This window comes from Bradyrhizobium cytisi (genome assembly GCF_008123515.1).
GTDB lineage: Bacteria > Pseudomonadota > Alphaproteobacteria > Rhizobiales > Xanthobacteraceae > Bradyrhizobium > Bradyrhizobium cytisi.
The window spans coordinates 67074-78413 of record NZ_VSSR01000011.1 but is presented as its reverse complement, the minus strand read 5'-3'; the positions used below and the strand labels follow the sequence as shown (position 1 = coordinate 78413).

Sequence of the window (11340 nt, the reverse complement as noted above, 5' to 3'; positions counted from 1 at the left end):
AATGCTCTCAGCCCGCGGCATCGTCAGGCCGGCGGCCCGCAGCGCGTATATCGGATGGGGTCGCACGGTAACGCCGCCGAAACGCATGATTGAAATAGGACAGATCCCCGAACCCCGCTTCGAAGGCGATGGTGCTGATCATGTAGCCGGCAAAGCGCGGATCAATCAGGCAACGATGGACTCTGGCGAGGCGCTGACCCAGCACGAAATCGGTGAACGTCGTCTCCTCGCTCTGGAAGAGCGTCCTGATGTAGCGTGGCGATATACCGTGCCGCGAGGCAAGGGCTTCGATCGACAGATCGTGCCGGGTGAGATTGGCAAGGATATCGGCCTGGACCGCGAGCAGCCGTGCGGCGCGAACGCCGCGCCCCTTGGCAACTTCGGTGGCATCCCGTGTTGCTCCAAGTGCCAGCGCCACGAGATCCTGCACGTGCGAACTTGTCGCCGCCTGCAATTCCAACGACATGGAACTAAACTCGCGTTGCAGTAACCTGACGTAGCCGGTCAAAAGCCGAAGCGCCTCGTTGTCACGCGAGATAAGCTGCATCAGGACATCGTCTATATTTGCAACGACCTGCGTGAGGACGGTTCGCGACATGGCAATCGTGAGAAAATCGATCGACGAGTTGTAAAGCGCGCCTCCGGGCGCAGCGTTCGACCACAGAACAGCTTCCGACTTCTGAAACGAAACCTCTCGTTTTCCTTGATGCGTAACGGCTTGTCCGCTGAGAAGAATGCCGAGCACAAGGTCGTCGCTACCGTCGGCGGCGAGGGCCCGCGTCCGGGCAATCCGGTTGGGAGAACTGGAAACCGATGCGACCGTCAGGTTCGGCATTGCATAGATCTGAGCTTCGCTTCGAAACGGCCCACTGCCGATCGACTCCATTTCCATCTTGACGACGGTGCGCCCAAAAACTTCCCGCCACACCGAAAGCCGATCGCGCTCTGGCAACTCGTCGGTCGAAAAGCGGAAGAATCCCGCACCCTCCTGCACAGCAGCCCCTCCGGCCGCCTCTTTAGCGACATCGAGGCAAGGTACCGAGAAGAAGCAGACGGCCGCTTGGGCTGGATGACATATCGTCTTGGGCTGTGAGGAACAGCCGAACTCAACTGTCAGCCTGTGGTTGGCTTAGTCGGCGGCATTCCGCTATCCATCGTTGCGCCGGGCTGCGGCCCGTATGTCGGATGGGGTCGCTCCATAGCGTCGGCGAAAGCGGTGATTGAAATAGGAAAGATCGCCAAAACCAGTTTCGAACGCAATCGCACTAATCAGACGATCGCCGTATCGCGGATCGACCAGGAGCGCATGGGCTCGGGCCAGCCTTTGGCTCAGCACGAAATCTGTGAAGGTCGTCTCCTCGCTCTGAAAGAGCGAACGGATATAGCGCGGAGAAAGACCATGGCGCGCGGCGATCGCGTCAAGCGAAAGCCAGCTTGAGGCGGCGTTCGCGGCCGCGTCCGCCTTGATTGCCTGCAGACGCGCAATTCGCACCCCGCGACCGGTCGCGATCTCAGCAGCGTCCCGGGTGGCGCCCAAGGCGAGAGCTGCGAGGTCATGGATGTGGTCGGCCGCGCTCCGCTGCAGAACGGAGGGCGATCGCGTCAGTTCGCTACCGACAATCTGCAGGTAAGACGTCAGCAGCCGCAATGCCGGATTGTTCACTGACATCGGCCGCAGGAGGAAATCGTTAGCATCCGCAAGCTGCGGAGCAAGCCTCTTACGCTCGAAACGAAGGTTGATGAGTTGCGTACGCGTATGCCCGGCAAAGCTTCCCGGCGCGTCGTTCGTCGTCAAGATCGCCTCGCCATTGCTGATAGTCGCTTGTCTGCCACGTTGCCCGGCCGTACCGACGCCCTCCTGCAGAATGACGAAAACAAGATCATCGTTGTCGATCAATGCACGGGTGAGCCGATTGCGCATGGGAGAGAGAGAACCGGATGCCATGCCGAGCCCCGGCAATGCCTGCAATGTCATGTCGACATCGAATTCGGTACCACGCTCGGGCTCGATCTCGATCTTGAGAAGCTTTCGCCCGAAGACTTCGCGAAATGCCTCCAACCGCTGCGCGGCCGGCAATGCACCGGTGGCAATTCGAAGACTATCCATCCGATCCCCAAAGGAAGCGTTCCAGCGATCAATAAGCAAATAGCTTGCCGCTGATCCCGCAGCGGGGGAATTGTCGGATAGACCCGGTTCAACCCAAGCACGATGCTAGACGACTTCTTTCTTGCTAGATCGTCGCCTGGATTCTGTACACAGGGATGAAGGCCGGTAATGTCGCGTACGCGCTGCGGCTACTCAGGTGATTGTGGACCGGATTGAAGTAGCCGATGACGCGATACGTATCATCGGCGACAAAGCGGCCTTCATATAGGCGATCGCTGGCCGAGGGTAGCGGCAGGGGCCGTTCACAGTTTTGTACCGAAATGGCGCGCCCGGAACGAGGCGACGGATACCCAGCCTTCGCGTTGAAAAATCAACACAAATCAGCACTACTGCACATTGGTTAGTACCACATTATGTGACCACCTCAACTAGGTCGGAAGCAGTCTGCGCTTCCCTTGAGGCGGCTAGTCGATTAGAAGCGGCTCGAAGACCCGGAAACCTCTCCACCGCGCGCCCTCTGGCAAGGTCCTGCGAAGTGGCTGTGTCCGCTGTACGGGTCTCGGTTCGCGGTGAGGCCGCTTACCGGAGCCTATGGTCTGCAGCCGGAGCCGCTGACCAATCTCAGTTATCGGTATGCCCTCCACATCTCAGAACGGGTCCTGCACGCTGGCGAGCGCCTGAATGACGTTCGCGATACGCGAGGCCTCCTGTGGCGTGAGGTCGCTCGGTAGCCCTACGATCCGCACGATGGTGTTGGGCCTGATCGGGATCGGAAACACGATTTCGGACGGGCTTACGAAGGGTTCTATCGGCTGATGCGCCTGCGGATTGGACGTATCTTGCGCGGGCTCCTTCGCTGGGGATGCCTTGTCACCTTTGCCAGACGTCGCTTTCGGAGTGAGGCTGACCTTGAAGTTCAGAGGGTCGGCTCGGTACTTCTTGAAGTCCTCGATGGCGCCGATGACGCGCGACTTGTAAACCTTCACGCTGTCGGGCTTGAAGTCCGCCCCGCGTTTGTTGGCGAAGCGCATCGCCACCTCATCGATCTTCAGAGTGGTGACATCGGCCGTCTCTGTCGGGTCGAGAACGCTGAACAACGTCTTGACCGCGCCCTTCCGCGAGGAGGCCGTTGTCGCGTTCATCAGGCCCTTGTCCGCGAGGTAATCGAGAAAGGCGATGAGGTCGCTCTGGCTTGTATTCGGGGCTGACATTGATCTCGTCCAAGTGAATGGAACGCTGATACAGCCGAATCGTCCTTAACGTCAACCCGTCCATGCAGACAATCTACCGTCTTAGATGGTATTCACAGATGTTTGACCGTGTCGATTGGGTTCGCGCTGAGACAGAAATTACGTCTCAATAGGGTTGACTTTCGTTTTATGAGACATCATGCTCCAAGGGTCTAAACCCTAACGAGACATCGGAGCATTCCTCGTGACCACGATAGGCTACGCCCGCGTCAGCACCACCGATCAGAACCTTGATGTGCAAGAGGCAACCTTACGCGCCGCTGGGTGCGACCTGATCCGCTCTGAGAAGCGCTCCGGCACCACCACGAATGGCCGAGAGGCGCTGCACACCGTGCTCGACTTCCTCCGCACTGGCGACGTTCTCATGGTCACCCGCATCGACCGCCTCGCCCGCAGCATTGGAGACCTTCAGGACATCGTGCGCACCGTGAAGGCCCGTGGCGCTTCCCTGCGTGCCACCGAGCAACCTATCGACACCAGCACAGCCGCTGGGAAATGCTTCCTCGATATGCTCGGTGTGTTCGCTGAGTTCGAGACCAACCTCCGCCGTGAACGCCAAATGGAAGGCATTGCGGACGCCAAGGCCCGTGGTGTCTACAAAGGCCGCAAGCCCTCGGTGGATGTCACCAAGGTGAAGGCGCTGCACGCTGAAGGTCAGGGCCCATCCGCCATTGCAAAGGCTCTCGGGATTGGCCGCGCCTCGGTCTATCGCGCCCTGGAAGCGCAGGAGGGCTGAGGGATGCTGATGATCATCGGCTCGCTCGCTGGCGCGGTGGCCGTGGTCGCCGTGGCTTGCGAAGCCCCGAGGGCCGCTGCGGTGTGCGGCGCGTTGGCGTATCTGTTGATCGCGAGGGCCTGAGTAAGCAAGCGGACGCGATGGTTAGCCTTCGCTTCCGTGTTCGAATTTCAACGGGTCCCCTTTTGAACACCGGACCCTATTTTAGGGCGATCCCAGCGCCCGACTTCAAAGCTTCTTGGGTTAAAGCCTGCGCCGCCGCCGAGCTAACTGCAGCAGCGTGCGCGCTCAACATCTCCGCTACGTCTGCTTCGCCTTCCCGTAGCCGACATCAACGCCAAGCGGGCCAAGGCTCCTTGTGACCCATAGCTGACGTCCTTGGGGACGAGTAAAGTGATCACCCAAGAATGTGCGAGGCCAATGGGCGATGAACAAATCTGAAGCTTTAACGGACCGCGAACAGAAGCTGCTAATTGCGCTGGTCAAGATGGTCGATCAGTACTTGGACGAGTACGGCGATCAGGTGGACAGCCGCGCAATGTCCGCTGGCGAACATGCAATAAAAGCGCTCGCGAGTGTTGGTTTGATGGAGAACGTCAACACTCGCTTCGGAAGGTGGACAGAAGCAGGAAACCAGTTCCGCGAGAAGTTCAACAGTTTAAGAGGACTTGCGTCGGCCGAGGAAAGCGGTGGCATTAAATTGGTTGGGCGGCCAAAACCTGAAGGCTGATCTACTTTCCGCTTGTGGCCCATAGCTGACCTTGTTGCGCAGAGCGCTCTTGGCCTCCTTGGTCTCGCAGCGGACCTATGGCGCTCGCAGGCGGCCGGCAGGTCAGGTGGTGTTCCTCGGTCCCTTGGTACACGCGAGGATCGAATGGGTCCTTCCGGCCGGACTGGACCCTATCTTGGCGCGATGGCCACACGGCACTTCAAGTCTACTTGGGTTCAAGCGCCGCCTGCCGGTGCACCGCCTCAACGCAGCCGACACGCCCCGAGGATTCCATAAGGAGTCCACCCAGGGGCTATTCGTATCCATGCTGTCTGATGGCCTCCAAGCGCTGAAGCGAATCCAACGCCACCGTAGGAATCCCTGTGACCTATGTGGCTGTGCCAGAGAGACGCAATGCACCCCGGCCGCTCATCTCCGACTGATACGCCCCACCTAGTCATAAACTTATCGGGTTGGGTCCAAACATTCGTTCCACGTTATGGTAGGGATACCCTCCGAGGTACATGGGGTGAATAACCATGACCATACCCCTATGTAATAATACCTATTATATTATATATTTCATATACTTAGGTATCCTCCATATCCTCCTCCCGTTAGAAGTCCCATAGGTGGGTGACATCTAAGCTGGGACTGACCCCGAGACGGGTCTGGAATTGATGGGTGATCGTCTTCACAGCCAAAGCCTGATGTGAAGCTGGTACGATCAGGCTGTCATGAACTGGCAGACTTGGCACGCCCTGCGCCATCAGTTCTTTCATACTACCGATCACGACCTCGCTCTCCGCAAACATCAGGTCGCTCCAATCCCGAGCACGGCCACCGATGGGGTGACCCCAGCGCTCAAGCAGCGGATGGTGTTCAAGAACACGCCTCTTCACCTCGCGAAGATTGTAGCGCTTCGGGTTGAACTCTTCAGGTGCAATGGCCTTCTTCTTCAAAATCTTCCTGACATCCGCAACAACACCCGAGCGCCACGCTGCAAGGAAGTCACCGTTCCCGAAGTGGTAGTTGATGAAGAACTTCGTCACCACCCGGTCCAGCTTGGTAGGGCCAAGGATATCCCCGTAGGCGTCCGCCTCGGTGTCGAGCGGCTGACCGATCCAAGCGTAGAAGATGGTGAGGTACGACGATGAGATATCGACCTCCGCCACCGCTTCGCCGTCGATCCGCATCTGGACCCGTTTGTCTTCCTGAATCTGCTGATAGCATCCCGCATCTTGCGGGTACGAGTACAGGCGGCCACCCTTGTCCCAGCGGTAACGTGCAAGGTTCTCAGCCTTGTGGAACTTGCGAACCCAGCCAAGATGGATGATCTCGTCTGTTGGATGCGTGAGCGTGTGCTGTTGCATGAAAGCGTTCAGCGCAGCAACATCTGCACGGAGCCGGTGGACCGTGGGTATCTCAGGTGTCTTATGGTGCGGCTTCGTGAGTTGGACCAATTCGGCGGGCATCACGGGCACGAACTTGAAATGCTCCCGGACGTTCTGCGGTGTCACTCCGTGCTCGGCACAAAGCCCCTGAAGGGCTGGTGTGGCTCGGTAACGCGTGAGCATGCCTCGGGGCGGCCCAGGGTTGCCCATCGCCCGACTGCCGTCATAACCGGGCTTGTGGTCCAGCAACCCCGCCTGCTGCCACGATGTCCGAACACCGTCGAACATACGCCAAGTGACAATCTGGCCGGAATAATCAGTCTTCCGCTGCGAACTTCTCAGCCAGCCTTCGCTGCGGCCGCGCCGGATCGCATCAAGTAGGTCGGCGAGGAATGCAGCAGCTGCGGTCTGATAGGAATCCAAGGTCTTGTCACGTGCATAGATACGGCCCTGCGCGGCCTGCGGCCGGGGGTAGCGCTTGACTAACTCAGCCACGAGCGCACGAGCCTGCTCAGTGGCCGGTGTCGCAGTCAGTGTCGCCAGCGGTGCGTCGCGAAGCGGTCCACGCTCCGCCCGTGGTGTCTTTGGTTCCCACGGGGCGTGCTCAACGAAGTCACCTTCATCGTCATCAAAATCAATCATCGTGCGCTCACTCTGGCAGGCGTAGTGGAGGGCTCAACGGCCGTATTCGCGATCAATCATGTGTTGGGCGATGTCGATCCCGCACCGCGCAGCCACATGGTCAACCAGGGCTTCCATCGTCTTTCCGGTGCGGCCCATGGCCACCCAAAGGCGGGCTGCGGTGTCGGACTGTGCGATCACCGCGTTTTCTCGCGAACGGCACATAGGCCATGCGATGTCCAAGATGGAAGCGAGCACAGCGGTGACGAGAGACTTGATCATGATGGTGATGTTTTCCGTTGTGATGTCCGGCGTTGCCCCAATGCCATGCCGGTAGTCAAGGCTCGTTAGGTGTCGCGTGTATGCGGTGGTACGCTCAGCGGCTTGACCCGCGACAGATCAAGGCCGTGATAGGCGATGCGGTTGATTGCGTCTGCGAGGCCTGCCGCAGTGAAGCGCGCCAACATGGCGTTAGCGCCGTAGCCCCAGCTCGTTGAGGATGACTGCGCGTGTCCGATTAGCGCCTCACGAGCCTCATGGTCCGCCCTGCCCCTGCGCAGAGCATCTTTCACGGTGTGCCTGAAGCTGTGGAACACCTTCGCCTTATCGGTGACGCCCATTGCACGAAGATAGCGCCCGAACCACTGCGACCATGCCGGCACCCCAGCGCGCCCACGGTCCGGCGCCACAGACGGGAATAGCCAAGCCTCCGGCCCGTCCGATTGCCTTCTAGCCTCGACGTAGCTCAGGAAGCCTAAGCGGATTGCTTCGGGATGCACCGTGACCACTCGCTCCGAAGCATCCGTCTTGACCCTCTTGCCCCGCGCGCGCTCGGTGACGAAGTACAGCAAATCCAGATCGGTCTCAGCGTCCTTCTGCACGTTGGCTGCATGAAGGCTTCCAAGCTCCGTCTGTCTCGCCCCCGTAAACAGCGCAAGCACAGGCAGCCAGAACCCAGCGGCCCCGTGTGATCCCAAGGGAAATCGGTGTTCGGTGAAGATAGGCGCGTTGAACAGAAGCTGTAGTTCAGCCACATCAAACGATGTTCGCTCTGATCGCTCCTCGGGCAATCGCAGCTTGCTGAAGGGGTCTGTCCAGTGTGCGTCATCACGCACAAGCCCGTTGTCGTCCGCCCATATGCAGATCGACTGCACCGCGCCAAGCTGTTTGTTGATCGTGGCCGCTGTGATCTTAAGCGCTTCAGGGTGCTCCCGTCCCCATTCGGCTTGCACGGGAAGCGATGCCTTCAACAAGGCCCCTGTGCGATGCCGCGGGACGTCCTGAAGGGCCTTGCGGTACTCCAGCGCGTGTTTCTTCTTAATCGCCACCACGGCCAGGTTGCCGTGAAGCTCCACAAACATCTGCACACTGCGCCCGAACTCATCCACGGTCCGCTTGGGCCTCGCGCGGTGCCTCTTCCATCCTTCCAGCGCGTCTTGGAGCGTTCCGCCTTCAGCCGGCACTTGCGCATTCGGCAGTGCCAACGTTGGCGTCTCGACTGTCAGTCCTTGGTCGCGCTTGCCGATGTCCTCAAGTGCCCTGATGTACGAATGCAGGCACGCGTTGCCGAGCTTGATGTAGGCCGCGCTTTCCACGTCAACATCAATGTTGAAGGCCCACATGACTTCCAGCACATGGTCCTGCACGGCAGAAATGTCCCCCACCGCTGCGCACTGCCTAAGCAGTCGCAAGGTTTCGAGCGCCATATCCTTGTTGGCCGCATAGACTTGGAGGTGAATACCGTACGGCGGCCACTCTTCGTGCGGGATGTGCGGCGGGTCCAGTGGTCCATGAAGGCGCACGGCCTCCGCGTATTGCCTCTTCAGCTCCTCCCGCCCGGTGGCCCGATAGCGTTCGTCTCTGGCCATGGTGTCGGCGTAGAGGTATTCCGCCATGCGCTTGATTTCGATGTCGCTGAGGCTCTTCCGCTTCACCAAGGGCGCGGCGTTGTCTGCAAGGCGTGCCGTCGCCCGGGCGATGATGCGGTCAAATTCCATCAGGACAGGCTTGGCTCTGATGTTGGCCTCTCGAACATCCTTGGTGCCGAGCGACTTCTTCAGGTGCGACTGCACGGCCTTGCCGTTGTTCAGCTCCAGCGCGACTGCTGCCCGCAGCCTCTCCGGCTTCGCTGGCACCGTCTTGCGGGCGTAGTAGGTCCCGTGTCGATCCTTGATGACGCCCATGAGCACGCGCACGATTAGACCACCGCTTGTGACCACCACACAGCAGCTAAACGCTTGTATCTGCGCTTCTATTTGATCTTCAAGCGATTTTTGGGTGACTGGCGCGCCCGGAACGATTCGAACGTCCGACCCTCAGATTCGTAGTCTGATGCTCTATCCAGCTGAGCTACGGGCGCGTGTTTCGCAAACAAGTGTGCGGGCTGCGCCCGCACGCAGCCTCCAGCGAGCGCCGGAGGGGTGCGAAGGAGCGCTCTGACTAACCGCTCTTGTCCCGATTGGCAAGGTCCGGGATGGGGAGATTTTCGCGTATTTTCACACCTCTTACTGTCATTCCGGGGCGCGACGAAGTCGCGAGCCCGGAATCCATAACCACCAGCCTGGGTTATGGATTCCGGGCCCGGCCCTTTGGGCCGTCCCGGAATGGCAGAAGACTATCGGCCGCTGGCCGATCAGGCCCGCGCCCGCTCGTTGCGGATGGAGAGGAGTTCCACAGGGCGGTCGGGGATGACGATCCGGAAGGTGGCGCCGATGGTGCCTTCGACCAGATGGATGTCGCCGCCATGGGCGCGGACAAGCTCGGCGGCGATGGCGAGGCCGAGCCCGCTGCCGCCGGGGCGGCCGGAGGTCTGGAACGCCTCGAACAGATGCTCCCGGGTCCTCTGGGGCACGCCCGGGCCGGTATCGGAGACCTCCAGGATGGCGACCGCGCCCTCGCGCTTGCCGGTGATCCGGATCTGTTGCGGGCCGCCGTCGCCGGAGGAATGGCTCTCCAGCGCCTGGGCGGCGTTGCGCACGAGGTTGAGCAGCACGCGAAACAGCTGGTCGGGATCGGCATCGACCGCGAGCCCGCGCTCGATCGCGGCGACCCAGGCAATCGAGACGTCGTTGGCAAGACCCGCGGTCTCGCGCACCTCGACGACCACAGGCTCGATCAGCATCATGCGGCGGTCGGGCGCGGCCTCCTGGGCGCGGCCGTAGGACAGCGTCGACTGGCAGAAGGCGATGGCGCGCTCGAGCGAACGCACGAGCTTTGGCGCAAAACGCTGCACCCGCGGATCGGGCACGCTGGCGAGCTGGTCCGACAGCAGCTGCGCCGAGGCCAGCAGATTGCGCAAATCGTGGTTGATCTTGGAGACGGCGAGGCCAAGCGCGGCGAGCCGGCTCTTCTGATGCAGCATCGACATCAGGTCGCGCTGCATGTCCGACAACTCACGCTCGGCGACGCCGATCTCGTCGCTGCGCTGGCTCGGCACGATGATCCGCGCCGAGCTTTCGGGGTTCTCGTGGAAGCCGACCAGGCTCGCGGTCAGCCGCCGCATCGGCCGCACGAAGAGATAATGGAGCGCGAGATAGACGAGGCCCGCGGTCAGGACGCCGATGATCAGTGCGACCACCACGACGTTGCGGGAGAAGCGGTACATCGACTGCCGCAGCGGCAGATCGTCGGTGACGATCTCGATGAACTGGGCGTTGCCGACGCCGGGGCCGACGACGCGAATCGGCTGGTTGCCGGTCTCCAGCATCATCTGGAACGAGCCGGTGATGGCCTGCCACACCGTCATGTCGCGCAGGTCGATGTCGTGCTCGATCGTGGCGGGCAGATTGTCACTGGCGAGCAGGCGGCGCTGCTGGCCCATCTTGATCGCGACCCCGCGCGCATTGATGCTCTTGAGGATTTCCCGCGACAGCGAATCCGGCACCATGCCGAGCGGCGCGGCATCGAGCACCAGCGCCGCCGTGTTGGCCGCGGCGACGCGGTCGTTGAGCCGGTTGACCCAGAAGTTGGCGATCGCCGGCACATAGAGCAGGACCGCCGCGATCATCACCAGGGGAACGGTCAGCAGCAACAGCTTGCCGGACAGGCCAAGCCCATCCGGTCCGCGGGATCGCGTCACCGGCTGATCCGCTGGCCGATCCGGATCCTGGTCCCTAACGCGATCCAGATCTTGGGTCTGTTGGGTCGGCTGCTGGAGGTCTGTCGCTATCACGAAATTCGCCCCTGCTGGCCTTCTGATAGAGCTCGACTGATGGAGGATGCGACCCGCCCCCCGGGGAGGTCAAATTACAGATCGCTAATCTGCCAAGGTCGGATGTAGGCGCTGATACCGCTACTCGCCACCTCATGGGTTAAAAACCCCAAGGAAACAGCGATATTCACCGGAACTGTGCGGTCCTGCGACGTTGACGAAAACAAGACGCTCCCTTATAAGCCGGCCAAATTGTCCGCGATGGCCCGGTGCGACACCGGGAGCGGCTCTTCTGGGGCCGGAAATGGCTCATTTTGGGCCGCATCTTCCGGACTTTATCATCAATTCTACAGGCAAATTGCCCGGTCAGCGG

The 11340-nt window shown here is 60.6% G+C and carries 9 protein-coding genes and 1 tRNA gene; 2 read left to right on the top strand and 8 right to left on the bottom strand.

The window, feature by feature from the left end; genetic code table 11:
- Window positions 1-7 precede the first annotated feature (7 nt).
- The 3 genes from FXB38_RS05840 to FXB38_RS05830 all read right to left on the bottom strand — a co-directional run bounded on the left by FXB38_RS05840 (window position 8) and on the right by FXB38_RS05830 (window position 3318).
- Complete coding sequence (locus tag FXB38_RS05840; RefSeq protein ID WP_148749815.1) at window positions 8-994, bottom strand: AraC family transcriptional regulator; 987 nt, start codon at window positions 992-994, stop codon at window positions 8-10.
- 153 nt (window positions 995-1147) lie between these two features.
- Window positions 1148-2107, bottom strand: coding sequence for an AraC family transcriptional regulator (locus FXB38_RS05835; protein WP_148749814.1), 960 nt, complete (start codon window positions 2105-2107; stop codon window positions 1148-1150).
- A gap of 647 nt (window positions 2108-2754) precedes the next feature.
- Complete coding sequence (locus FXB38_RS05830; protein ID WP_148749813.1) at window positions 2755-3318, bottom strand: hypothetical protein; 564 nt, start codon at window positions 3316-3318, stop codon at window positions 2755-2757.
- A 223-nt stretch (window positions 3319-3541) separates the two neighbouring features.
- Here FXB38_RS05830 and FXB38_RS05825 point away from each other — a divergent pair, with 223 nt between their 5' ends.
- Window positions 3542-4093 (top strand): recombinase family protein, encoded by a 552-nt coding sequence (locus FXB38_RS05825; RefSeq protein ID WP_148749812.1) that lies wholly within the window; start codon window positions 3542-3544, stop codon window positions 4091-4093.
- A gap of 427 nt (window positions 4094-4520) precedes the next feature.
- Window positions 4521-4823 (top strand): hypothetical protein, encoded by a 303-nt coding sequence (locus FXB38_RS05820; protein WP_148749811.1) that lies wholly within the window; start codon window positions 4521-4523, stop codon window positions 4821-4823.
- Between the two features lie 596 nt (window positions 4824-5419).
- Here FXB38_RS05820 and FXB38_RS05815 read toward each other — a convergent pair.
- The 5 genes from FXB38_RS05815 to FXB38_RS05795 all read right to left on the bottom strand — a co-directional run bounded on the left by FXB38_RS05815 (window position 5420) and on the right by FXB38_RS05795 (window position 10895).
- Window positions 5420-6838 carry a hypothetical protein gene (locus FXB38_RS05815; RefSeq protein WP_148749810.1) on the bottom strand — a complete coding sequence of 473 codons (1419 nt, stop codon included), beginning with the start codon at window positions 6836-6838 and terminating at the stop codon, window positions 5420-5422.
- A gap of 33 nt (window positions 6839-6871) precedes the next feature.
- Entirely contained in the window at window positions 6872-7099 is a 228-nt protein-coding gene (locus tag FXB38_RS05810) for a hypothetical protein (RefSeq protein ID WP_148749809.1), read from the bottom strand.
- Between the two features lie 65 nt (window positions 7100-7164).
- The gene (locus FXB38_RS05805) at window positions 7165-9012 is read right to left on the bottom strand and encodes a site-specific integrase (RefSeq protein ID WP_148749808.1); all 1848 of its coding nucleotides are present in this window, start codon (window positions 9010-9012) and stop codon (window positions 7165-7167) included.
- Between the two features lie 87 nt (window positions 9013-9099).
- Window positions 9100-9176 (bottom strand) — tRNA-Arg (locus FXB38_RS05800).
- 273 nt (window positions 9177-9449) lie between these two features.
- Window positions 9450-10895, bottom strand: a complete 1446-nt coding sequence (locus tag FXB38_RS05795; RefSeq protein WP_187434683.1) for a sensor histidine kinase — start codon at window positions 10893-10895, stop codon at window positions 9450-9452.
- Window positions 10896-11340: the final 445 nt, after the last annotated feature.

What these genes read in the sequence shown, in the direction of transcription:
- FXB38_RS05835 (WP_148749814.1), bottom strand. Translation starts at nt 2,107, where the DNA reads ATGGATAGTCTTCGAATTGCCACCGGTGCATTGCCGGCCGCGCAGCGG.
- FXB38_RS05830 (WP_148749813.1), bottom strand. Translation starts at nt 3,318, where the DNA reads ATGTCAGCCCCGAATACAAGCCAGAGCGACCTCATCGCCTTTCTCGAT.
- FXB38_RS05820 (WP_148749811.1), top strand. Translation starts at nt 4,521, where the DNA reads ATGAACAAATCTGAAGCTTTAACGGACCGCGAACAGAAGCTGCTAATT.
- FXB38_RS05815 (WP_148749810.1), bottom strand. Translation starts at nt 6,838, where the DNA reads ATGATTGATTTTGATGACGATGAAGGTGACTTCGTTGAGCACGCCCCG.
- FXB38_RS05810 (WP_148749809.1), bottom strand. Translation starts at nt 7,099, where the DNA reads ATGATCAAGTCTCTCGTCACCGCTGTGCTCGCTTCCATCTTGGACATC.